This is a genomic window from Paenibacillus sp. FSL K6-1318 (assembly GCF_037976905.1).
GTDB classification, from domain to species: Bacteria; Bacillota; Bacilli; order Paenibacillales; family Paenibacillaceae; genus Paenibacillus; species Paenibacillus amylolyticus_A.
In genome coordinates this window covers 473,097-496,825 of sequence record NZ_CP150270.1, presented here as the reverse complement: position 1 = coordinate 496,825, position 23,729 = coordinate 473,097, and the positions used below count along the sequence as shown (strand labels likewise).

Here is a 23,729-nt window from a genome sequence, read left to right as displayed (position 1 = left end):
TCAGGCCACATCCTTCCGGCTAAAGTGCACCATACCCAGCAACAGAATCAAGATTCCCAGACCTGCACCCATGCCTGCATACAGATATGGATTGGGTCCATTCCAGGCCATCTGTGCCCATGCGAGTGGAAAGTTCGGTGAGATACTGAGTGCGAACATGCCCGTTATCGCGAGTACAATACCAAGGGTGACCGGAAGCGCCTGATTCTTGTTTACCATCGTGAGCCATAACTCCAGAGATAACACGGGAAGCGCACCAGCCAAAGGTAGCAGCCCCAGCTTAATCGCCTGCATCCAAGGGATCTCACTGGCATGGAATCCGAGTATCAGTCCCAGAGCCACGATTCCAGCGGTTAACAGCAGGCAGGAGATCATCAGCAGCAGACAGGCAAGCAGAAACTTAGCCAGATACACAGCCGGTCTAGGAATCGGCATCGCAAGCAGCTGTTTCCACGATCCCTGTTCATGCTCAACATTAGCGATCATCGAGCTGAGAATGGTTGCCCCCAGCATCAGAGACAAAGGCACAAAGATAACCACATTGCCCAATAGCCCGCCCCACAGGTTATCGGCGTACTGTTCTTTCAGATAATCCAGCCGTAGCCCGAAATTAAGCGCCTGCATGGCTATCAATCCAATCGGAGCCAGGAAGACGAGAAACCAGATGCCTTTCCCGCGAATCTTGAGCCAATCCGATGATAATGCACGCCCGGTCATATGGATGCCCCCTCGCCGATGACCCGCATGAACAGATCTTCCAGAGACTGACGCTGTTCCTCCACACGATACACATCATGATCCTGCTCAATTAATCGGCGCACAAGCAGTGCCACCGAAGGGTTGTCCATATAAGGGAACGTTAACGCAGAACCCTGCCGCTGACCAAATTGGCCCTGTTCTCTGGCCAGCTTCATGGCCTCTTCCGGCTCCGAAACCGTTAACCGGATAGAGCTGCCCGTCTGACTATGCAGACTCGCAATGGTATCCTGAAGCACCATCTTGCCTTCACGGATAATACCGACGCGACTTGCCATCTGTTCGACTTCACTCAGCAAGTGGCTGGACACCAGAACAGTAATGCCATGTTCCAGAGGCATGCGTTTGATCAATTCCCGAATCTCCTGAATACCGGCAGGATCAAGCCCATTTGTCGGCTCGTCCAGAATCAATAGCTCCGGCTCACCCAGCAAAGCGCTGGCAATCCCCAGACGCTGCTTCATCCCAAGGGAATATCCCTTCACCGAACGTTTGGCATCCTTCGTCAGATCTACAATGGACAGCACTTCAGCAATTCTCGATTTCGGTACATTGATAATGCGGCGCAAGGTCTCCAGATTCTCCACCGCGTTCAGATGCCCGTAATAGGACGGATATTCCACCAGAGAGCCCACACGGCGCAGAATATCCATGCGATCTTTGCGGATATCCTTGTCGAAGACCCGGATCACGCCTTTGGTTGGTTTAATCAAGCCGAGAAGCATGCGAATCGTTGTTGTTTTGCCGGCACCATTGGGACCGAGGAAGCCATAGATATCTCCCTTTTTAATATGCAGATCAAGTTCACGGACCGCTGCACGGTCCCGGTATGTTTTCCATAAATTCGCCGTTTGAATAATATTTTCACTCACTGTATGATCACCTCGGAACTATCGTAACCTTCCAAGGTTAAAGCCAAGGTAGTCTCCAGTTTAAGTTTAGTTTAAAAAAAAGGGATTTCAGCGGTTTGGTGTTTCCCTGTTTCCCGTACCACTGTAGATATATGTCTGGACACCCGTGTCGGAACTGTCCACCCGCTTCCGCAGTCCCATCTCACGAATTAACAGGTCTACAATGGATAGGCCCAGACCCGTCCCCTTCGTGTCGGAATCCTGCTGTATTCCCGGACCCCGATCCTGAATCACGATGGCTGTCTCGCCCTGAATCTCCTGGGTTGAGATGCCAATATATTTCCCGCTGGCGGCATGACGGATCACGTTTTGGAACAAATTATCAAGGATACGACGCATGCCCTGTTCATCCATATGCCAGATCAGCGGTTCCTCCGGCAGGTCGATATCAATGTCGAATTGCTCTTTCTCCCAGACTGGGTACCAGGCCGCCGCCGTTTCCCTGACGATTCGCAGCATATCTTTCTCCTCCAGCTTCAGCGTATATTTCCCGCTCGTGAGCAAATTGTAGGATAACATGTTATCAATGAGCCCGCCGAGATCCTCCATCTTCGTTTCCATGCGATGTAATGAACGGTCACCTTGCTCACTAAGCGCTTCCTTGTGCAAAGCATGCATATGTCCACGAATTACTGTCAGCGGGGTGCGCAGATCGTGGGAAAGCCCAGCAATGAGACGTTTGCGCAATTGTTCTTCCTCTCGTTCACGCTCGCGGCTGTCCGACAGCTGATGCACCATCTGGTTAAATGATTCCTCCAGTTGACCAATTTCGTCTGACCGGCGGATATCAACCGGAAGCGGGATGCCCTCCTTGCCCGTGGTCATCATTGCTGTCTGCAATCGTATAAGCCTTTTGCGAATGCGTGCGAAGAAGAGAACCGACATGATGATGAAAATCATGAAGATGATCATCATGACAATGCCGAGATACAGGAGCTCCATCGGCCAGTTACTCTGTGTCATTTGCAGAAGTGATCGCGGCACTTCAATAATCATGAAGCCCTGTCCTTTGTCCTGTTCAGCCCCGCCAATATATGCAACTACAGTCAATGGATCGCGAAAGGAAGCTTCTTTCATGAATTGTATTGTGTTGTTCACATTCCATATGGCTGGAATTCGAGTCTCTGCCGTTTGCCCGGAGTCCAGTGACCATCTCAATGTCGTATCTGTCCTGCCGTCCGGGGATGTGGATTTCTGAATGGTTACACCCTCACCACCGATAATGAAGAGGGTCTCACCGCTCGAATTCACACGATACATGGAAGATTTGGGATACGATCCATGTAATTGCTCCAACCGGGCCTTAATCTCTTCATCCGAAGCACCATCCAGGTTCTCTGCTTCACGTGACCATAGGTTACTGATTCGGGTAACATCACCATAAGGCGCGGCTCGGTTCATATTCGTGTCCGTGTTATTCACTACGACAATATATATAACGGATATGATTGGAAGCACAACGGGCACAAATAATACAGCCGCCAAGATCAGGAGGATGTATCTGGACATCAAGGACTGCCCAAAGCGAAGCTTGCGACGCCCAGATTGCTTTTGATCCACGCCTCGTTCCTCCTTCCGTCCTTCCTTCATGATCTTCCGTTCTCTGAACCGCCGGATCATGGCTTCTTCACACGATATCCCACACCGCGGACCGTCTGAATAACAACAGGATTGGCCGGATCAAGCTCCAGCTTTTCGCGCAAATGTCGAATATGTACCATCAAAGTCTTATCCCCATCCAGATAGGGTTCGTTCCAGACAGCTTCATAGATCTGCTCTTTCGTTCGAATCATGCCCATATGTCGTAGCAGGTAGGCGAAGATGTGGAACTGTTTTCCCGATAAAATAATCTCATCCCCCGTCTCCTCATTGACGATCCGGTTGTCCTTCTCATAGATGGAGAGATGATCCAGCTTCAGGGCTGCATCAGAGGATACCGCTGTCCCTGCCTTACGCAGTTGGACCTCAATCCTTGCTGCCAATTCATCAGGATGAAATGGTTTGGTCACATAGTCATCGGCAAAATCGAGACCATGCAGCTTGTCGTCAATGGACGTTCTGGCCGAGAGCATGACAATGGGCACGGCGGGATGTTCTTTTTTGAGTCGCTGGCCCACCGTAAATCCATCCAGTCCTGGCAGCATGACATCCAGAATAATGAGGGAGCAACCGACAGCAGCCTCCGCTGCACCTTCACCACTTCCGAGCCATTGCACCTCATAACCGCGTTCCTCCAGATCGGCTCTGACCCATGTCGCAATTTCCGTGTCGTCTTCAATATATAACAGTTTGGTTTTCATCCGAATATTCGTTTCCTTTCTGCCCCCATTGGGTTAATGATATATCTGAGCATAATAATGATAAAAGCTGCCTATAACCTATGGATTCATATCTTATTGAAATGTTGAAGTCTCATGTTGCCACGCATTCTAATTATAGCTTATCCATTACCTTGGGTAATGACATATCCATCAAGTCTACCAAGTACATATTAGTTCTACACCTGACGGGAGGAATTTCATTATGCTGCTGGAAGCCATCTATCATCAACCGAAACGGAACTGGGCCTATGCCTATGACCAAGATACAATCCATCTGCGCCTGCGTGCCAAAAAGAATGATCTGACTGAGGTACATGCCTTGACCGGTGACAAATATGCTTGGGACGCAACCAAAGCGCTGGTTCCCTTAACCAAGTTTACCTCTGACTCCATGTTCGATTACTACGAGGGCGAAGTGAAACCTCCCTACCACCGACTGAAGTACTCTTTTCTACTCCAAAACGGAGACGAACAGATCTGGATGACCGAGACGGACTTCCAGGAAGAAGAACCGGACGATCCGGGTCGCATGTTCCAGTTTCCCTATATCCACCCCGGAGCTGTGTTCACACCTCCTGCATGGGTTAAAGATGCGGTGTTCTATCAGATTTTCCCTGAACGATTCGCCAATGGCAACCCGGATATTAGTCCGGAAAAGGTTGAGCCGTGGGGCGGGGAGCCGACACCGTTCAATTTCTTCGGCGGTGACCTTCAGGGCGTGATCGACCATCTGGATTACATCAGTGATCTTGGCATAAATGCAATTTACTTTACCCCCATCTTCGAAGCAACCACCAATCACAAATACGATACCGAGGACTATCTGCGGGTAGATCGTCACTTTGGAGACGCAGATACCGTGAAACGACTGGTCGAGCTGTGCCATGCGCGCGGAATTCGCGTACTGCTGGATGCCGTGTTCAACCATTCCGGGAAGACGTTTGCGCCATTCGTGGATGTGCAGAAGAACGGTGAACAATCCACATACAAAGACTGGTTCCATGTAAAAGAATTCCCGCTGGATGTAAAGGACGGCATTCCTACGTATGAGACCTTCGGATTCGAAGCGCATATGCCGAAGCTGAATACGGAGAATTCCGAGGTAAAGGCATACCTGCTGGAGGTTGCCGAGTACTGGATCAAGGAAGTGGGTGCGGACGGCTGGCGACTGGATGTGGCAGATGAGGTGGATGATGCATTCTGGCGTGATTTCCGTCGTGTAGTCAAGGCCGCTAATCCGGAAGCCTATATTCTGGGCGAAGTATGGAACGAGTCCTCCTCCTGGTTGCAAGGCGATCAGTTCGATGCGTCCATGAACTATCCGTTTACCGATGCCGTGAATGCGTTCTTTGTGAAAAATACAATGCACGCCGAACAGTTCGCGAACTCCATCGGGCGACAGTTATCCCGTTATCCGCTTCAGGCCAGCGAAGTGGCGTTCAACTTGCTGGACAGCCATGATACTCCGCGGCTGCTCACACTGTGTGAAGGCGACCAGCGCAAGATGAAGCTGGCTGCGTTATTCCAGTTCACTTATATGGGCGCTCCGTGCATCTATTACGGAGACGAGATTGGCATGGACGGCGAGCATGATCCGGGCTGCCGTAAATGCATGGAATGGGATGAAGCGAAGCAGGACCGGGAGCTGTTCGACTTTTATCAGAGGCTGATCTCCCTGCGTCATGCTCATCCTGCCCTGCGTGCAGAAGGCACCGTTCGTTTCCTGCAGGCTCGTCCCGAGGGTAGCCAACTGGTGTTCGAGCGGCAAAATGAGGAGGAACGCATTCTGGTTCTGTTCAATCGCTCAGAAGAGACGGCTATTGTCGAGCTGGAGGCTGGTGACGAGGAATGGACAGAGTTATTCGGTGGAAACCATCGTACGGCCAAGGAAGATGGCGTGCTTGCCATTGAACTGCCTGCGTATGGATATGCCGTACTGAGTACTCATCTCACATAAGCACCAAGCTATACTTGCTCATATGCAAGACTGGAGTCTGTTCAATTCGTCGGCATATTAAACGAAATAGGAGCTCACAGATCTGTCCTGATCTGTGAGCTCCTATTTCGCATATCAACCACTATCATGGGATTACTCCGGCTGATCCAGTTGCTCTTTGAGCAATTGAATGGTGGCTTCATACTGAACAAGACCCACTTGCATGCACAAACGTTGTGAAGGCGAAATGTGTTCACCAAGTTCCTTCATCTGACGCTGAAGCTCGTCATATAACAATTCCTTGCGTTTCAACTCTGTTGAAATCCACCCCGTTACAGTATTCTTATCCGCCAACTCTCCGAAATACAACCGCATCAGAAAATCAGAACGGAACACCTCGTCTTCCAGGGGACTCATCAGGTAAGCGTGAAACTGTGCTGCTCCCTCCGGAGTCAATGAGTACACGTTCTTATCGGGTTTCCCTTCCTGCCTCACCGATTCCTTCGTGAGCAACCCTGACTTTTCCATCTTCGCGAGTGTAGGATATATGGTGCCATAGCTCGCATCAAAGAAAAATGAAAAATATTGTTCAAAGTACTGCTTGATCTCATATCCCGAACATGGCTGATTGTGCAGTATTCCGAGGATGACATGCTGCGTGTTCATCGGTGCACCGCTCCTTTCCATTCCTCTTAACGTATCACAATCAGCCCCCCATATTCAATGATCGGATGAAGACACGGATGCTTCCAGAGCAGCAGGTATAGTAGCAGGCTGTTTCTCCCTGCGAGGGTCAGAGATTGCCGGGTTGGAACGTCTGATCCAGATGCTAAAAGCACCCAGAGTCAGCGTTGTAAGCCCGATTATCCCAAGAAACAATGCATCCCGGCCGATCCCGTTTCCCCCAAGCACAAGGTTCGTCATCCCCTCTACAGCATAGGTTGCCGGCAGATAATGACCGATCCCTTGGTAGAACTCAGACATCACATCGCGCGGAATCGTTGAGCCCGAGGACAGCATCAGCAGAGGTAACAGTGCACTGTTTAACCAAGCCCCAGCATTGCCAAGCAACAACAAGCTCAACTGAGCCATGAGTATAAAAGATATGGTGACCAGCAACTGGAACAGCCATAACATGAACCAACCATCTGCTGACGATACCCCCATAACGTGCATCATCCCCGATCCAACGAGCGAAACGATAAATGCCGCACCGACATTAACGATGTTGCGGGCCCAGAAGCGCTCCCATTTCCCTGCCCTGCCACTCAGTTCTCCAGAAACCTTTTGCAGGTTCATACCAAGCAACATCGCTCCGGTAAACGTAGCCGTTACAATCAGCATCGGTACCATGGAGAAAGCAAAATTATTAACAGGATTCAGCCTCTGCACCTCTGCCTCCACACGTGAAGATAACCCCAGCGCCAACGCATCGGCCTGATCAGCAGTCATACCGGACTGATTCAACACTCCGCGAATGCCATTCTCTTGTACTTCACGATTCAATGTCGCTGTAACTTGTGCGGCTACGTTCTGCATCACACTTTTAACGGTAGCCACGTTCGATTCGTTCATCACATACTTAACAGTCATCGGCTTCGACAAGTCTTCTGCCTGCTGCATGAAACCGGATGGAATCTCAATGATCATGTATACTTCCCGGTCCGTTAACATCTGTCTCGCTTCTTGCATCGATTCAGATGGTTTGATCTCGAAATTCAGGCCCGCTGCCAAAGACTCGGCCACCGGCTCAGCTGCTCCCCCGTCTTCATTCACAATAGTCACAGCTAGCTCAGTCATTCTCTCATTAACCTGATCGTATCCACTAAGCCAGATGATGTTAAAAAAAACCTGAAACAGCACGGCTGTAATTAAACCTACAATGGTAGCTCCGTTTTTCAAAAACAGCAGACTCGTCTGGAAAATACTTTTCATTCTATCCATCTCCTTTAGTTTGTCTCGCTCTTATATATCATGTTGATATATGACAATAGTTAATATATCTAATCGATATATAGATCGTCAATGTTTTTTTGTTCTTCTTCGTTGGAAAAAGACAAAAAAAGCCGATACATCTCTTCACCAGGAAGGTTTGTATCGGCTTTTCATATCATGTAGAGAGCACTGTGTCACCTTTAATAATCAAGGCTCAAGGCTCCACAAGTTAGCGTTTGATTTATTTAAATATCAATCCTATTACGCCTTAGGTTCTGTATCATTTTCAGCAGGGGATTCCGGTTCAGGCTCTGCACGCTTTGCCTTCGGTTTAGCCAGCTTCTGCATCATTTTGCGGCCGGTTGGCGTCTGGGCCAGTCCGCCTTGGGCTGTCTCCCGGTGACGGCTCGGCATCGCACTACCCACTTCCAGCATGACGTCGATGACTTCATCTGACGGTATGGCACTACGAACTCCGGCTAATGCCATGTCGGCCGCAGCCAGTGCTGTGACTGCACCCAGTCCATTACGGACGATGCATGGAATTTCAACGAGGCCTGCAACTGGATCGCAGATCAGACCCAGTGTATTTTTTAACGCCAAGCCAACGGCATGAACGACCTGCTCCGGTGTACCTCCACGCAGCTCAACCATGGCACCCGCAGCCATACCTATCGCGGAACCTACTTCCGCTTGACAGCCACCCTCAGCCCCGGAGATGAATGAATTGTTCGCAATGACATAACCAATCGCCCCTGCACAGAATAACCCGTTTACCAAGTGTTCGTCCGTCCAGCCAAACCGCTCCTGTGAGCTAATAAACACACCAGGGATAATGCCGCAGGAACCAGCTGTTGGTGTTGCCACAATCCGGCCCATGGAGGCATTCACTTCAGATACACACAGGGCATACGCCATGGCAAGTGCGGAAGCATCACCAGAGCAAGTCTCCCCCTTGCGAATGTACTCGGCCATTTTTTTGCCGTCTCCACCCGTTAATCCACTGCGTGAAGTGGTATCTTCCGTTAACCCTTTGCGTACCGCTTCCTTCATCACCTGATAATATTCAGACATCTGTTGCACAACATCCGCTTCCGGCGTATTGGTCTCCTGAACCTGTTCCTCGATCATTAGCTGAGCAATGGTTTTGGATTCTGCTGTACAGATCGTATTCAGTTCGTGCAAATGTTTAAATCGCATCCGAATCAACTCCTCTCTTCAAATCAATGACACGAATGTCCAACACATGGTCGAGCGAACGCAGACGCTTCAGCATATCAGGATTCGGCACACCGTCCATCTCCATCGCAGTCAGCGCTTCGCCATCCCGGGCTTTCCGATCTACTTGCATATACCCGATGTTAACCCCGGATGAACTGATCGTGGACGTCACCGAGGCGAGCACGCCCGCTTTATCCGCATGACGCAGAACGAGTGTTGGGAATTCACCACTGATCTGGACACGAAAATCATTCATCGCATGCACCGATACACTGCCGCCACCAATAGAAGCACCAATCAAGGAGCAGGCACGTTCTCCATGCCACAACTCAATCTTGACGGTATTCGGATGAGGAGCAGGCAGGCCGCTTGTATAAAACTCAACCTCCATGCCCGCTTCCTCTGCGTATTGCTCTGCATCCGGAATACGCGGATCGTCTGTGACATAGTCCAGCAGACCGCCGATCAATGCCAGATCCGTGCCGTGCCCCTGATACGTATCAGCGAATGAACCGTACAGCGTCAGTCGTGCACGATCCGGCGTACAACCCAGCCATTGACGAGCAATTCTTCCTAACCTTGCCGCTCCAGCTGTATGTGAACTTGAAGGACCTGTCATGGACGGACCAATAATTGAGAAAACATCTTTAAATCGCACCTTGTAACCCTCCAATTGTATTCGTCATTTCCATCCAGAATCTGAGCCATATTGTTCCTTATTTACTGAATGATGACATCAAAAAAGGACAGAAGAAGGCCTCAGGCCCTCTCTCTGTCCTCGATACCTGAGAGTTTCACGATCAGCAGCGTCTCACGACAAGGTGCATTACCTGCAATTACAGACAAGGTCACCGTACTGACTGATCATATACCCCTTGGGTGGCGCAGTTCGCGCACTCTCCAGAGTTGCGTCCAACGATGGTACATTTACCTGAGAGATTAACCATTGCGCCGGGTGCGCAGCAGCTTGCTCCTTCGGTGCCTGAACAACAGCCATTTTGCTCGGCTGATCAGGTCTCTCCCGCTCGTTATCATCCGCTGTATGGAACTATTCTAAGCTTATGCAGAACAGTAATGGAAGTCGTTAATTTCTTCTTCATTAAGATTAATCGACCGGAAGGTTAGTGTCAACAAACTTAACGATTTCTTTGGATACATTTCCTTTATTTCCTTTAAAATCGATAAAAAACAGAATATTTTGTCAGCTTTCATCACATTAATACGATAAAAGATCTTTTAAAAGTTCATTTTGTTTTCCTGTAATCCATGCAATGATGTGCTTACTACTATTTATGATGTTGTCCATGAAAACGTTCGGGTGCTCAGGCAACCATAACTTTTGAAGCACACTGCTCAGCAGCTCATCTGGGTCTGCACATCTGGATTATCATTCACAGTTCGTAGAAGATACTCTCCTTCTGTACATAAGGTATGCAATACTTGCTACATAGCTTCGGCATGCGGTCTTTCATCCATTCGTGCCTCGACACGTTCGCCATCTGAAAAGCATAATACCCTAGTGTAAAGATCAACATGAACCCTTCCATTAATCGGATATCACGATCCGTCAGTGGTGCGGTCTGTTTCGTGTAACCGGATAAGAATATGTCACGTTCCTCCCGATTGAACATCAGTGCTGCCCCTCCGGCATCGAAAAGATAGTAACCATAACCGTGTAGACAAAAATCAATCATGGAGATTCCCTGATCCGTTATCAGCAGATTGTTGCGAGTAATATCCCCATGAATAACTCCCCATGTCTTTGCATCGTGCGGGTACGTTTCCAACTGTTCATTAATGTTCTCGAACGTCTCACGAAGCAGATCGAAGTCTTCCGTTGTAAAAATCCCAAGTCGGACGCCTTCCTCCAGTTGCCCTAGCATGACCAGATTCTCATGGATGTTGCCATATGCCGGGCGCACCTTCGTTCGATCTAGCTGGCTCATCTCTCTCCCTGTCCGCTGATGATCGTTGCCATCCACTACTCCTTTACCCTCAACCGTTCCCTCAGTGGCTTCGGCCGTATCTTGCACACGTCCATATTGATGAAGTGTCTGCAGTTGGACACCCAGATCATAGATTTGCTCTGTTGTCAGGCGTTCTCCCTGCTGGATGTCCCTGCCCTCAATCCACTCCAGTACTGTACAACAGATTTCTTTACCCGCTTCACTTGTCCATACCGTGACCCAGTCTCCCATTACATTCCGTACCGGATGCTGCACACGCAATGTTGTCGTCGCGTTTAACTCATGAAGCAGGTTCATCTCCGCCTCCAGTGCAGGAAGCGTATGCTGAATGCCTGTCATACTTGCATAGGCGGCTTGGTGTATCCGTAGCAGATACTTCTGCCGGCTGGCTTCATCGACGACATGATACGTCAGATTTTCATTGTGTCGAATATAGGAAACGACAGGTTTCTCCATGCTATAGTTCTGTATGATCTGGGCTGCCATGTGGTCGTAAGACGTCTGATCCGTAGTGATTATCAACATCCCCTTCGAAGTTATGTAAACGTTCTCTCAATACTGATTATCGTAGCATGATTGTTTGATATACAGCAAATTCTTCCAAAAATAAATTAAAAAAGCACAATCCCCGAACAATCGTCCAGGCATTGTGCTTTCTTCTGTCTCTATTATTTCTCTATCTCTCTTATGTTACTCTATGTGACACTCCATGATCCAATTAACCAAAACGACCCATAATGTATTCTTGCGTCAGACGATTGTCGGGGTTGGTGAAAATATGCTCCGTATCCCCGTGCTCAACCATGCTACCCAGATAGAAATAAGCCGTATAATCCGAGATGCGTGCCGCCTGCTGCATGTTATGGGTAACAATGACGATCCGCAGATCTTTCTTAAGCTCGGTAATCAATTCCTCAACCTTACCCGTAGATACCGGGTCAAGTGCAGATGCTGGCTCGTCGAGCAGCAGGATCTGCGGGTCAACAGACAAGGCGCGTGCGATACATAGACGCTGCTGTTGTCCACCTGAGAGAGACAGGGCTGACTCGTTCAGCCTGTCTTTCACTTCGTCCCAGAGCGCAGCACGGCGCAAGCTTTTTTCCACAATTTCATCCAGTGCCTTCTTACTCTTCGTACCACGGTAGCGGGGGCCAAACGCGATATTGTTGTAGATGGACTTATGAAAAGGGTTCGGCTTCTGCCATACCATGCCAATCTTCTGACGAAGCTTGATTACATCAGTTCCAGGCTCATTCAGATCGTTACCGTCCATCCAGATATGTCCCTCTGTGCGGGAACCGGCAATCTCGTCGTTCATCCGGTTCAGCGACCGGAGGAACGTGGATTTACCACAACCAGACGGCCCAATAAGCGCTGTTACGCTTGCTTCGGGAAACGTCAGGCTGATCTGCTTAACTGCCTGAAAATGTCCATAATATATGCTTAACTGTTCCGTACCAAAAGGTATGGCCATGTTGGTTCCTCCTTATTTCGAAGCTGTCATGCGGCGGAATACAACCCGACCGATCCAGCGTGCACTTAGATTGAACGCCAGCACGAGAATGACAAGCACGGCGGATGCCCCTGCTGCCACTTCTTTGGAATCTGGCCCAATGCCTTCACTATTTACTTTCCAGATATGGACAGCAAGTGTCTCTGCCGGACGGAAAGGATTAAGCGGTGATCTTGGACTCGTCGGATTCCAATCTGTGAAGTCCAATGGTGGACTACTCATACCTGCGGTGAACATCAGCGCGGCGGCTTCACCGAAGATCCGGCCCGATGCCAGGATCGTACCCGTAATCAAGCTCGGCAATGCCACAGGCAGTAGAATGGAAGTGATAATCTTCCACTTGGACAGTCCAAGCGCCAGACCTGCTTCCTTCTGTTCCTTCGGAACGGCGCGGAAGGCCTGCTCCGTTGTCCGTACCATCAGTGGCAAGTTAAAGATCGCCAGAGCCAATGCACCCGAGATCAGGGAGAAACCAAGACCAAATTGATTTACTAGCAGCAAGAGACCAAACAAACCGATAACGATGGATGGGAATGATGACAATACTTCAACGACCAGACGAATGAAGCTGGTAATCTTGCCTGGTTTGGCGTATTCCGCCATGTAAATCCCGCCGCCCCATCCGAGTGGAATGGTAACAATCAAGGTCAGAATCAGCAAGAAAACGGAGTTGAAGAGCTGTGGACCAATCCCGCCGCCACCTTTGAGTAACTGTGGTGCGCTTGTCAGGAAGTTCCAGCTAATATGTCCAATGCCTCTATACATGATGAAGCCGAGCAGGCCGAGCAATAGAATAACAATGAACAGGGCCAATACAACGATAACGGATGTTGCAATTTTATCTACCGTCTTTGCCTTCATTTTCATACCCGGTTTCTCCTTTCAAGCAGGCGAACCAGAATGACGAAGACAAAGGTCATCACCAACAGGACAAGCGCCATACTCCACAGTGCATTGTTATGAACAGAACCCATCGTGGTGTTACCCATGCTGAGTGTAATTACACTTGTTAATGTTGAAGCTGATTCAAGCAAGGATGTTGGAACATGCGGTGCATTACCGATAACCATCTGCACAGCAAGTGCCTCACCAAAAGCACGAGCCATACCCAAAACGACACCTGTCAACAAAGCTGGCAAAGTTGTTGGGATAATGACACGATAGATGGTTTGCCAGCGAGTGGCACCAAGTGCGTAGGAGGATTCACGCAATCCTTTGGGCAATGCGGACAATGCATCTGCCATAATACTTGTCACCGTAGGAAGGATCATTACAGCGAGAACAAGACATCCGGCTGCAATCCCGACGCCTGTTCCACCAAAGATACTACGCAACAAAGGTACGATGACACTCAGACCGATAAATCCGTACACAACGGACGGAATTCCGGACAAGAGCTCAATCGCAGGCTGCAAAATCTTTTTTCCTTTACCCGGAACAATCTCTGTCATGAAGAGTGCTGCACACAAGCCAAGCGGACTTGCGATCAGTGCTGCAAGCAAGGTTGTAATGAAAGAACCTGTAATGAACGGCAATGCCCCGTAGAAAGCAGGTTCCCCCGTTGGATTCCACGTTTTCCCACCAAGGAATTCGCTTATGCTTATCCCGTTTTGGAAAAATGTTGATAGTCCCTTGGACGCTACAAAATACACAATGGAAAACATGACAACGATCAGGAAAACGACACAAATCGACGTATAGATCCGTCCCGTCCACTCTTCCCAATAATGTTTCTCTTTTAAGGGCCGGCGCGGTTTCAACTTGTTATTCATTACCGTTCCCCCTTCGGTCTGTTCCATAACAACCATCCTTCTATAGTAGAATTAATGCAAAATATGGGATTATTTTAGAGCAAACCGCGTAAAGAGGCGGGACCTAAGTCCGCCTCTTTCGCTGAATGCGCAAGTTCAAAGATTACTCAACCACATTACCTGCTGCATCGCGTTTTACTTTCATACCTGACATTGGAATGTATCCAAGTTCTGTCACGTCATTTTGTTGAATTTCGTCACTCAAGATGTAGTCCAGGAATGCCTGTGTTGCTGCATCTGGTGTACCTTTCGTGTACATGTGCTCGTAAGCCCATACTGGATAAGTTCCTGCTTCTACGTTCTCAACAGTCGCTTCTACACCTTCGTATTTCAATACTTGCAGGCTGTCATCCAAGTAAGACAGGGCGAGGTAACCAATAGCACCTGGCGTTTCAGCTACCAATTTTCTTACGTTACCAGAAGAATCTTCTTGAATTGAACCTTGGATATCACCCATTTTTTCACCTAATGCATACTTTTCGAAAGTTGCACGAGTACCGGAACTACTTGGACGGTTTACAATAACGATTGCTTGATCCGCACCACCAACGTCTTTCCAGTTCGTTACTTTACCGGAGAAGATGTCAACCAGTTGTTGCTTCGTCAAATCTTCTACACCTGTATCTTTGTTGCTAACTGGCGCCATAGCTACTACCGCTACTTGATGGTCAACCAGTTCTTTTACTTTGGCCTCGTCCTCCAGCTTCTCTTCTGCAAATACATCAGAGTTACCGATTGTAGCTTGTCCGTCAGATACTTGTGTCAAACCAGTACCACTACCGCCACCTTGAACTTGAACCGTTACGTTCTTATATTCATCAACTGCCATAAATTTCTGTCCAGCTTGTTCTACCAGAGGTAGCAATGCTGTCGATCCGACTGCCAGAATGTTACCGCTAAGCTCAGTAGCAGCTTCTCCTGATCCATTGCTTGCGGCACCCTCTGTACCAGCGTCATTTTTCGATCCGCATGCTGCGAGTACCAGTACGAACGTTAAGGTCATCAAAATAAACGGCAACTTTTTAAACATGTTTTGTTTTCCTCCCCCAATGTAGTGATGGCGTTTTGTGAATTTGTTTGTTCACCATCAACTCTTTACTCATTGTAGTTTCGGTATGTCATCTTAAAATCAGTGTTTTGTAAACGCAATGTTAAAAATATCGGCTGTATATTGAAATATTTGGGATTTAATCTAGCGCTGAAGAGGTCGCTTAGGGAACGGACGTTGTTTTAATCCGTATTGTGTCCAGATTTCCATGAAAAAAATTTACTTATAGTAATATTAAGTAGCTGATACCCTGAGTGGCCGTTCCGGTTACGGATCGTTCTTCTGATCGCTGTTGTCTCCAAATTTCTTTGATCAATAATTTTAATTGTTGTAATTAGGAGACAAAGGCGAACGCTCCGCTTCTTCAGAATCGATTCCGTCCCCTCCACTACGATCGCGGTTTCCCTGCGCTATGTCAGCGCTTGTTGGATCTCAGGCATTTCAATCTTCTGCCTGGGGAGTAGGCAAAGAAGGCCAGCCCTACAATGGGCTGGCCTTATGTAAATGCTTAACTGCTTAATTGAAATAGAGCATTCATTTCTTCTATAGAAGAAACAAAAGAGGAACAAAAAAACTGCCCCACTGCCAGTGCGTAGCACCAGCTGTGAGAGCAGCTTTACATTAAAACAGATTATCTTATTAATACCTAATGTAAAATCTAATTTTACTAACCTAGGATCCATAACCACAATGCCAACCCGGCTAGGGTAATTAACAATGTTGGAATCGTCAGGATGATACCTGCTTTGAAATAATACCCCCATGTGATCTTCACACCTTTGCGAGACAACACGTGCAGCCACAGCAATGTGGCAAGTGATCCAATCGGGGTCATTTTGGGACCCAGATCGGAACCGATAACATTGGCATAGATCAAAGCCTCTTGAACGATCCCCTCCGTATGTGCACCCTGGATGGCTAGCAGGTTAATCAACACGGTCGGCAGGTTATTCATGACGGATGACAATACGGCAGCGATGATGCCCATTCCCAGCGAAGCAGCCAGCAGACCATGCTCTGCTATGGCATCCAGCCAGCGACTCAGATGATCCGTTAACCCCGCATTACGCAGTCCATATACGACGATATACATGCCCACCGAGAACACCACAATCGACCATGGCGCTTCCTTGATTACCCGTTTCAGATCAACCGCCTCGCTCTTGCGTGCCAGTAAAGCGAACAGCAACGCAACGGAGCCAACGATAACCGACACGGGAATCGGCAGAAACTCACTGGATGCATAGGCCACCAATAACAGCCCAAGCATGAACCAGGCGATTCGGAACATCCGTGGATCACGTATCGCTTCCTTCGGGTCGCGTGCCGCGGAGATGTCGTAGCGACGGGGTATGCTTTTGCGATAGAACAAGAACAGCATGCCCGTACTCGCTACGATCGAGAACAGATTCGGTACAACCATGCGCACCGCATACTCCACAAATGTAATACCAAAGAAATCAGCGGACACAATGTTAACCAGATTGCTGACAACGAGCGGCAACGATGTGGTATCCGCGATAAATCCACTCGCCATTACAAAAGCCAGCACCATGCGCTCATCGAACCTCAATGCACGTACCATTGCCAGTACAATTGGCGTCAGAATGAGTGCCGCTCCGTCATTCGCGAACAGGGCAGATACTGCGGCACCCAGCAAAATCGAGTAGAAGAACAGTCTGCGACCGTCCCCTCCAGCGAGCCTTGCCATGTGAAGGGCAGCCCATTCGAAGAAACCCGTCTCGTCGAGAATGAGAGAAATCATAATAATACCGACAAAAGCCAGCGTTGCATTCCATACAATGGATGCCACATCCGATGCGTCGTTCAAGCTGACGACTCCACACAGTAGGGCAAGCAATGCCCCACCCGAGGCAGTCCAGCCGATACCCAATCCACGAGGTTGCCAAATCACCAAGGTGATTGTTACTGCAAAAATCAATATTGCTACGTATACCATAGAGCCTCCTGCTGTACCCTGTCTCGATATATTCTATCGTTCATTCCATCATTATATTGTAAGATTACACCGCACGATGCACGGAAGAACCAGACGATATATTTATACAGGGCCGCAGGAGCAATGTCTATCTTTATTTTCTCATATATCTATATAAGTTGAACTAAAAATATTTACACTGGACACTCCGATGACAGAACAACCTTCCGATCGCTGTTATCCCCAGATTTTTTTGATTCCTTATATAAGGGGTAAATCCGGGGATAGCATATGCTTTCGAAGTAGTTTTCTTACAGAAAACTTGTAGCTCCGCTTCTTCAGGTTCTTTCTGTCCTCTCCGTTCGTGTAAACGTTTAGTTCAATTTATATAGTCGGTTTCGCTGTCCCGACGTTAGGATTTATCGTTACCCTTATCTTTCGGTGTATCCTCCACCATCTTGAACATACCAAGCAGTCCTTGTAATTGCTCCGCCATACTGTTCAGATGTGCCGAGGATGATGCAATCTCCTCTACTGATGCCAGTTGTTCTTGCGAAGATGCAGACACGGATTCTGTATTTGCAGCCGATTCCTGGGTCACATTCGAAATATCGCTCATCGCTTTGGCAACGTGGGATGCACCGTTCTCCAGTTGCTTCGTTGTTTCGGACAAGTCATCCAATGTATGAACGGCATCTTCCACCGCCTCCCGAATCTGGGCAAACGATTGTCCGGACGTATTCACGGCCTGAATTCCTTCTCCCACCCGAGTCTGAGCGGCATTCATGGCGATTAGAGCGGCATCCATATCCTGACGGATATTGTGAACCACCTCACCGATCTGTGCTGCCGAGCTACCGGATTCCTCTGCCAGTTTACGTACTTCTCCCGCTACGACGGCAAACCCACGACCCGCATCACCCGCTCTTGCCGCTTCAATGGAAGCATTCAATGCGAGCAAGTTCGTTTGTTTCGAGATGGAGGCAATGACATCAACCATGCTGCCAATCTCTACCGAACGGGCATTCAGAGATTGAACCACCGTTCCCAGCTGCTCCACCGTTTCCTGGATGCTGTTCATCTGCTCTACCGCCTGTCCTGCTGCCTCATTACCCGAAGAAGCCGCACCAGATGTATTCCGCATATTTGCCGTGATCGATTGCACACGCTCCGACATCATTCGAACATCTTCTGCCATTCGGCTCATCTGTCCAGATCCGTCTTTCACACTGTTCACTTGTTGCTCTGCACCTTCAGCCAGTTCCTGAATGGCCAGTGTTGAATGTTCAATCGCTTTGGTGGTTTGTTCTGCACTGGCAGACAATTCTTGAGAAGAAGCGGATACCTGCTCTGTCGTTTCCTGTACACCCAGAATCATCATTCGCAGGTTATCCACCATACGCTCGAAATACTTCGCCAGATCTCCGACTTCATCTTTACGCCCTGTTTCCATTTTCACGGTCAGGTCACCTTTACTTACAGCTCTCGCAGATTCCTGCAGTCGTTTGATCGGACGCAGCATGGAGCGTGTAAACCAGATAATAAAGATGAGCGTAAGGAACGTGGCTGCGAGAATCACTATAAATGTAATCATGCGTATGTCCTTGCTCGCATTGGTTATTTCACTCTTGAACATCGTGCCGGCAATTTTCCAACCCGTTGCTTCATTCGTTGAGAAAATCATCATCTTCGGCTGATCGTTGAATACGTAATCAAATTGACCTTCTTGACCCTCATACATTTCGTCCAGCAAACCGCTAGTTTCCTGTGTTCCTGCATCAACTACAGGAGAAACGACATAATTTTTGTTCTCATCCATAATGATAACGTAGCCCTCTTTGCCTACCTTAATGGATGCCTGTTCTTGCAGGTCTGTCAGGTCCAGAGACAAACCGATGACACCGGATTGATCCTTTAATGTTTTGGAAATAAACACAACAGCAACGCCATCCGTATTGATGGATACAGGTGACACCACAGTCGTACCCGGCTTCTCTATCGCAAGCTTGTACCACTCCCGCTCCCGTGGATCATATGCATCTCCCCGCGTGCTGCTCGCCGTTGGCTTACCTCGAACCATAACTCCGTCTGTCGTTCCTACAAAAATGTTCATAGCATCGGGATGCAAGCCCAGATATTGCTGCAGCTTCACCTGAAGCTCAGGACTATCGTTCTCCCCTTTAATCAGGCTCGGGTCAAGGGAATCCGCGAAATAGTTAATATCATGAATCTTGTAATTCACTTGGCTTTCTACAATTGTATTGGCAGTGCTCACGCTTTGCAGGGCACTATCCACCAATTGTCCTTGTACGCCGTTTTCAGCCATCTTAAGTGTGATCAAGCCGACTGCCAGACTTGGCAGAAGCAGAACTGCCAGGAAGGAGACCAACAATTTGTTCCTTATGTTCCAGACAAAACCTTTCTTTTTATTCTTCTTTTTATTTTTATTTTGTTTTGGCTTAGCGGGTTTTGTTGCTTTCATTGGTTTATTATTCGGATCTCCACTCATTGCTTTCTCCCCCTCTTAATGTAAAAATGCCCTCTTTCTTTGTATGTATGGATCAATCTACAAGGCTTATCTTATATATCGGCTGAATGAGGGTATTTATTTGAGAGAAAAATGTGCAGGTACGCCAAACAAGCCACCTCTGAGCAGAAGTGACTTGTACAAAGTACGAGGTACTAAATTTTTAATGAATTTAGGTCAAGTGTTGGAACACGGACCGTCTAGAGGTTGTGCCGCAGGTTTACCGAAAAAGTAACCTTGGGCAAGCTCAATACCGATGGAACGACAGAATTCAAACTCCTCCATTCGTTCGATCCCCTCGGCAAGGACTTGACCCCCAAATCGACTCGACATCTCAACAATATCAAGAATCTTCTGTTGTTTGGTCGAATCCTGATCACAACGATCAATAAGACTTCGATCTATTTTGACAAAATCCGGTTCTAACCGATTCATCAACTCTATTGTCGAATATCCGGCACCCACATCATCCAACGCAACCGACATTCCGCGTGAACGATACACCTCAAAGATGTGCTGCAAGATGGACATATGCTGAATCTGCTCTGTTTCCACGACTTCAAACACAAAATCTTTAGGGTCAAGCGCAAGACGTTCAATCGCATCAAACGTATGTGTCAGACAATATTCGGGATTATATATGGAGGAAGGCAGGAAATTCACGAAGCGTTTGACACCATGCGGCAGAAAAAGGGCACTTGTCTCAATGGCGGTAATACGCGCCGTTCGATCCAGAAAAGAGTGTAATCCGGTCTCGCGCGCAACTTCAAATAATTCATAGGAGCTGAAGGGTTTTCCATTCTCAGCAGGACGAAGCAAAAACTCATATCCGATAATCTGCTCCGATGCATCAACGATAGGCTGCATATGACTGCTGAATTGATGCTCCAAAATAATGGAAACGAGCTCCGCATGCTTGAAACGGGACTCCTGCATGGTTAGACTGATCCAGCCTTCTTCATTAGCCTGTTCATATAAAGGTGTAATCTGAACGGTTAGGTTATCACGTAAAGTGGGATCAATAATGCCGATCTCTTCTATTAAGCTCTGAACCGCCTCAAGATCCGTAAAATGCATCCACATCATATCATCCGACGTCTCGATATATCTTCCCGGCGTTTGCAGCGCTTCCAGCAAAGCGGGGGAAATGGGACGCAGGTACAAGGTACCTTGACCCTCTATAGGATAGATTGGACTGCAGCCACTGCAATTCATGTAGGACCCCCTTGCCAATTTATGATGCCATGTCATTAATGTTCACTGGTATATACCCAAAGTTTGTAAATATTATATCATGGGTCTTGAAATTAATCTCTACTGTTTTGATGACTTCCTATATGACGGTTATTGAAACAAATATATTCAAAATTGCAGAAAAAAAGACCGACAGTCTGATGACTGTCGGTCTCCTCCTCACCGCTTATTAAACTTAAGAAGCGGGAATCACGATTTTCTGTCCAACTTTCAGGTTATGCACATTTGAGATTTTGTTAGCTGTCGCAAGCTTGCGCCAGTCCACACCATATTTCAAACCGATGCGGTACAGGTTATCCCCTTTTTTCACCACATATACAACTTTGTTGTTGGTTGCCGGCTTCTCAGGTTGTGGCTTAGGTGTCGGCGTTGGCGTTGGTGTTGGTTTAGGCGTCGGAGCTGGCTCCACACCTGTTTCAGGTGTTGTCGTTGCTTCACCTGTCAGTTTCAAGCCATACTCTGCAAAACCTTCTTTGTTCGTACCAATGAATGACATTGCCGGATTCGCTTCAACCAGATCTTTCGCATCTGGGGAAGAAGCAAACACAACTTCAAGATCATTCAGCGCTGCTGCAGTTACACCAGCAGATGGTTTGATTGGTGCCAGGGACCAGTTGCCGTCCGCTGCTGGATTAATCGTTTTATTTTCACGGATGTAGTCGATAATCACTTGACGGTTCTCATCCGGTGCAGCCAGAACGATTCGTTTGCCGTCCGGGTTAGCCAGTTTGGATGAAGAAGCACGGTAGTTATTGGTCGCTACAATGAATTTTTGTGCTGGGTCAATCGGTTTGCCGTTAAAGCTCAGATCTTTGATCCGGCTTGCGGATGCATTAACGATCGTAGCTTTGCTATCGTATTTGGCTGGTTGGGTTACATCAATCTGATACGTTACACCATCAATAACGTCGAAGTTGTACGTTGGGAAGTCATTGTTGATCAGTTGTTGTTGTCCACCTTTGGCCGGGTCGATCTGGTTGAATTGGCCTGCAGACCATTCCAGCCATTCTTTCAATTCTGCGCCGTTAACCATTACAGCATGTACCGTATTTGGGTACACGTACAAGTCAGCAACGTTTTTGATCGCAATGGTGCCCGTAGGAATATTCGTGTAATACGAAGCGCCTGAACGTCCACCTGCTTTGAATGGAGCACCTGCGGACAATACAGGAATTTTCTCATATTCCGTACCTTGCATATGTTTTTCAACATACCATTTCTGTGCATTCGTTACGATCTGAATGGATGGATCATCCTGAACCAGAGCGAAGAAGCTGTTGATTGGTGCAGTCGTTTCGCCCACCGGACCACGAACATACTCCAATGTGCCTTCATGCTCTTCGTGAACCGCATCAATGATGTCCTGATCCGCTTCTACCAATGGTTTTTTGTTGGCTGTGTCATAGATTGGGCGTGCTTCCGTTTTGGAATCCACCACTTTCCATTTGCCATCCACTTGTTCTAGATCCAGATCAATAATCCCCAGGTGATCCCCCCAGAATCCTGGCTCTACAGCAGGAACGCCATTAATGGTGCCCTTCTCCAGGTCTACCCCTTTTTTGCCGGCAAAATCAGCACTTGGGAACACTTTGTGGGCATGTCCAAACAAAATGGCATTAATGCCTTCAACTTGGCTCAGATACAATACGGAGTTTTCCATCAGATCCGTTTGAGGAATTTCCTCAAATCCGGAGTGAGGAATAGCTACAATAATGTCGGCGCCTTTTGCTTTCATCTCAGGAATGAATTTTTTCGCAGTAGCGATAATATCTTTGGCGATTACTTTGCCTTCAAGGTTAGCACTGTCCCACTGCATGATTTGTGGTGGCACGAATCCGATCACACCCACTTTGATCGTATGTTCCTTACCCGTTTCGTCCGTTACTTTCTTGTCCAAAATCTCATACGGTGTGAAATAATTTTTGTCATTTGTCTCATCATCATCACCATCGTCTACATAGACATTGGCATTAATGTAAGGGAAGTTCGCTCCCTCCAGCGTCATGTCCAGGAAATCCAGACCATAGTTGAATTCATGGTTACCGATGTTCCCTGCATCATAATCGAGCAGATTCATCGCTTTATATACAGGGTGAGTCTCACCCTTTTTCAGTGGATCAATTTTGGCAGCGTAGTCTCCCAGCGGATTTCCCTGAATCAGATCCCCGTTATCAAACAGCAGGCTGTTCTTCGCTTCGTCACGGGCTTTCTTAATCAGTGTTGCTGTTTTCGCGAGTCCATATTGGTCTGTCTCTTTGTCGGAATAATAATCATAGTTAACCAGATTGGTATGAATATCTGTGGTTTCCATGATCCGCAGTTTCACTTTGGCAGCATCCGCAGCCGACACAGGTACCGGAAATACCGCGAGCACGTTTAATGCAACCAAAGCGGCAGTCAGGCTCGATAATACTTTTTTACTCGTTTTCAAAATAACCCCTCCCGGTTATGTACATTGAATCATGCATTATTGGGCAAACGAAGAGCGCAGAAAAAAGATAGATTTCATGGGTTGTGCGTACTGACGCTCTGATGACATGCATCGGAATTTCAGGTAAGTTTATCTCACATGAACATCTATTTATGTCTG

General features: G+C 47.9%; 18 protein-coding genes and 1 riboswitch. Of the genes, 1 reads left to right on the top strand and 17 read right to left on the bottom strand.

The window, feature by feature from the left end; translation table 11 throughout:
• The 4 genes from NYE45_RS02390 to NYE45_RS02375 form a co-directional block, all read right to left on the bottom strand.
• Positions 1 to 717, bottom strand: a complete 717-nt coding sequence (locus NYE45_RS02390) for an ABC transporter permease (protein ID WP_340015409.1) — start codon at positions 715 to 717, stop codon at positions 1 to 3.
• Positions 714 to 1,628: an ABC transporter ATP-binding protein gene (locus NYE45_RS02385; protein ID WP_145325645.1), complete on the bottom strand. Its 915-nt coding sequence runs from the start codon at positions 1,626 to 1,628 to the stop codon at positions 714 to 716. Before NYE45_RS02385 ends, NYE45_RS02390 begins: the two co-directional genes overlap by 4 nt.
• A gap of 87 nt (positions 1,629 to 1,715) precedes the next feature.
• Positions 1,716 to 3,227, bottom strand: coding sequence for a HAMP domain-containing sensor histidine kinase (locus NYE45_RS02380; RefSeq protein WP_340015407.1), 1,512 nt, complete (start codon positions 3,225 to 3,227; stop codon positions 1,716 to 1,718).
• Between the two features lie 56 nt (positions 3,228 to 3,283).
• Positions 3,284 to 3,967: a response regulator transcription factor gene (locus NYE45_RS02375; protein ID WP_340015406.1), complete on the bottom strand. Its 684-nt coding sequence runs from the start codon at positions 3,965 to 3,967 to the stop codon at positions 3,284 to 3,286.
• A gap of 223 nt (positions 3,968 to 4,190) precedes the next feature.
• Here NYE45_RS02375 and NYE45_RS02370 point away from each other — a divergent pair, with 223 nt between their 5' ends.
• Positions 4,191 to 5,945 (top strand): alpha-glycosidase, encoded by a 1,755-nt coding sequence (locus NYE45_RS02370; protein WP_340015405.1) that lies wholly within the window; start codon positions 4,191 to 4,193, stop codon positions 5,943 to 5,945.
• Between the two features lie 132 nt (positions 5,946 to 6,077).
• On the opposite strand, the gene NYE45_RS02365 is transcribed toward NYE45_RS02370, so the two are convergent.
• The 13 genes from NYE45_RS02365 to NYE45_RS02305 form a co-directional block, all read right to left on the bottom strand.
• Positions 6,078 to 6,590, bottom strand: coding sequence for a PadR family transcriptional regulator (locus tag NYE45_RS02365; protein WP_340015404.1), 513 nt, complete (start codon positions 6,588 to 6,590; stop codon positions 6,078 to 6,080).
• Positions 6,591 to 6,644: 54 nt separating this feature from the next.
• A complete protein-coding gene (locus NYE45_RS02360; protein WP_340015403.1) occupies positions 6,645 to 7,859 on the bottom strand; it encodes an ABC transporter permease in 1,215 nt (404 codons plus the stop codon).
• 261 nt (positions 7,860 to 8,120) lie between these two features.
• On the bottom strand, positions 8,121 to 9,059 hold the full coding sequence (gene sdaAA / locus NYE45_RS02355; protein WP_340015402.1) for an L-serine ammonia-lyase, iron-sulfur-dependent, subunit alpha: 939 nt from the start codon (positions 9,057 to 9,059) through the stop codon (positions 8,121 to 8,123).
• A complete protein-coding gene (sdaAB, locus tag NYE45_RS02350; protein ID WP_340015401.1) occupies positions 9,049 to 9,738 on the bottom strand; it encodes an L-serine ammonia-lyase, iron-sulfur-dependent subunit beta in 690 nt (229 codons plus the stop codon). Before sdaAB ends, sdaAA begins: the two co-directional genes overlap by 11 nt.
• 252 nt (positions 9,739 to 9,990) lie before the next feature.
• A riboswitch (glycine riboswitch) is annotated at positions 9,991 to 10,114 on the bottom strand.
• A 357-nt stretch (positions 10,115 to 10,471) separates the two neighbouring features.
• The gene (locus NYE45_RS02345) at positions 10,472 to 11,572 is read right to left on the bottom strand and encodes a phosphotransferase (RefSeq protein ID WP_340015400.1); all 1,101 of its coding nucleotides are present in this window, start codon (positions 11,570 to 11,572) and stop codon (positions 10,472 to 10,474) included.
• Between the two features lie 193 nt (positions 11,573 to 11,765).
• Positions 11,766 to 12,521 carry a phosphate ABC transporter ATP-binding protein PstB gene (pstB, locus tag NYE45_RS02340; RefSeq protein WP_062837230.1) on the bottom strand — a complete coding sequence of 252 codons (756 nt, stop codon included), beginning with the start codon at positions 12,519 to 12,521 and terminating at the stop codon, positions 11,766 to 11,768.
• A 12-nt stretch (positions 12,522 to 12,533) separates the two neighbouring features.
• Positions 12,534 to 13,421 (bottom strand): phosphate ABC transporter permease PstA, encoded by an 888-nt coding sequence (pstA, locus tag NYE45_RS02335; RefSeq protein WP_340017293.1) that lies wholly within the window; start codon positions 13,419 to 13,421, stop codon positions 12,534 to 12,536.
• Between the two features lie 2 nt (positions 13,422 to 13,423).
• Positions 13,424 to 14,332: a phosphate ABC transporter permease subunit PstC gene (gene pstC / locus NYE45_RS02330; protein ID WP_100528178.1), complete on the bottom strand. Its 909-nt coding sequence runs from the start codon at positions 14,330 to 14,332 to the stop codon at positions 13,424 to 13,426.
• A 142-nt stretch (positions 14,333 to 14,474) separates the two neighbouring features.
• Complete coding sequence (locus tag NYE45_RS02325; RefSeq protein WP_340015399.1) at positions 14,475 to 15,401, bottom strand: phosphate ABC transporter substrate-binding protein; 927 nt, start codon at positions 15,399 to 15,401, stop codon at positions 14,475 to 14,477.
• Positions 15,402 to 16,086: 685 nt separating this feature from the next.
• On the bottom strand, positions 16,087 to 17,379 hold the full coding sequence (locus NYE45_RS02320; RefSeq protein ID WP_340015398.1) for an arsenic transporter: 1,293 nt from the start codon (positions 17,377 to 17,379) through the stop codon (positions 16,087 to 16,089).
• A gap of 391 nt (positions 17,380 to 17,770) precedes the next feature.
• Positions 17,771 to 19,867, bottom strand: coding sequence for a methyl-accepting chemotaxis protein (locus NYE45_RS02315; protein WP_340015397.1), 2,097 nt, complete (start codon positions 19,865 to 19,867; stop codon positions 17,771 to 17,773).
• 195 nt (positions 19,868 to 20,062) lie between these two features.
• A complete protein-coding gene (locus tag NYE45_RS02310) occupies positions 20,063 to 21,100 on the bottom strand; it encodes an EAL domain-containing protein (protein ID WP_340015396.1) in 1,038 nt (345 codons plus the stop codon).
• 214 nt (positions 21,101 to 21,314) lie between these two features.
• Positions 21,315 to 23,570 carry a bifunctional 2',3'-cyclic-nucleotide 2'-phosphodiesterase/3'-nucleotidase gene (locus NYE45_RS02305; protein ID WP_340015395.1) on the bottom strand — a complete coding sequence of 752 codons (2,256 nt, stop codon included), beginning with the start codon at positions 23,568 to 23,570 and terminating at the stop codon, positions 21,315 to 21,317.
• Positions 23,571 to 23,729 lie beyond the last annotated feature (159 nt).